Annotated in this window: 2 pseudogenes; one reads left to right on the plus strand and one right to left on the minus strand. The window is 77.4% G+C overall.

From position 1 onward, the window contains the following. Nucleotides 1-317 (minus strand): annotated as a pseudogene (locus ABTY20_RS35290) (hypothetical protein); the annotation flags it as partial. A gap of 666 nt (nt 318-983) precedes the next feature. Between ABTY20_RS35290 and ABTY20_RS35295 the strand changes: the two are divergent. Next, a pseudogene (locus ABTY20_RS35295) lies at nt 984-1,190 on the plus strand (hypothetical protein); the annotation flags it as partial.

Here is a 1,190-nt window from a genome sequence, read left to right on the forward strand (position 1 = left end):
CCGGCGCCGTCCTTCCCGCGCGGCGCCGGCACGGTCGCACCACCCGGCGCCGCGTCCGCCTCCGGCGCGTCCACCGGCTGCGAGGCGCCCACGGCACCGGGCGCGTCCACGGTCCCGGACGCCGGGGCGAGGCCCAGTGCCTGCTGCATGTTCACCAGAAGGGTGTGGTCGTGCTGGAGCACGGTCAACCGCTCCCGCAGCGCGGCGATCTCCGCGGTGACCCGCTCCTGCTCCTTGACGTTGCGCTCCAGGTCGCCCGCGACCTGGGCGGAGTACTGCGACGTGAGATCGGTGGCTGCGGTCGGGTTCTCGGACATGACGGTGCCCCTTCTCTGCCTGTTGGTTCCCCCGGTGGCCAGTCATGGTACGGCCGCGCGCGGTCGACCGTTTCTTCCGAGCGGTCACCGGTTGACGTTCTCCCGGGGGCGCGAGGGCCGGCGCGGTCCGGGGACGCGTCGTGCGCGTGCTCCCGGCGCGGGGCGGCGAGCCGCAAGCCCGGATCCGGGGGACGTGGGGACCAGGAGGACGGGGCCGCGCCCGTTCGCCCGGGTGCCGGTGTCCCGGGCGCGGTCGTCCGGGGCACCGGCAGCCGCCGCTCCACCCCTGACGGCATCCGGTTCGAGCCGGGCGGGGAGCGGTGCCGGACACCCGGATCACCGGCGTCACCATCGACGGCTCCCACGGCGGGTCCGGTGTCCCCGCCACGGGCGGGGCCGGTGGCGGCGCCACCCTGACGGACGTCGCCCTCACCGGTTCGGCCGAAGGGGACGTGCCGGCCGAACCCGGCCCGCGGTTCGTGACCCACCGGCGGCGCCGCCCCCGCGCGCTGCTCCGTCCGGGGGATCCGTACTCCACCCGGGGGCGGATCCGTCACCCGGGCGGCCCCCGTCCCGCGCGTTCCGCGGGCAGCGCAGACGGGGGACTTCGGCGGACTCGCGCGGGGAGCCGACGCGTTTCCGGGAAGTCGAAGTCAGGCTGAGGACATGGCTTCATCGATCGACTGTCCGTCCCGTCCGTGTCACCGTGCTCCGTACCGCGCCGGGCGGCAGGCCGGTGCCTTCGCCCGCGCGCGCGGCCGAAGGGCGCCGGCGGCCGTCGTCCTCGTCGTGCTGGCGGCGCTGAGCGGATGCGGGGCGGGCGCCGCGGCCCCGGAGCGTGACGCCCCGGCGGCCACCGCCCCGGCGGACGGC

Origin of the sequence: Streptomyces sp. NPDC126497 (assembly GCF_040302425.1) — a bacterium.
Taxonomy (GTDB): Bacteria; Actinomycetota; Actinomycetes; order Streptomycetales; family Streptomycetaceae; genus Streptomyces.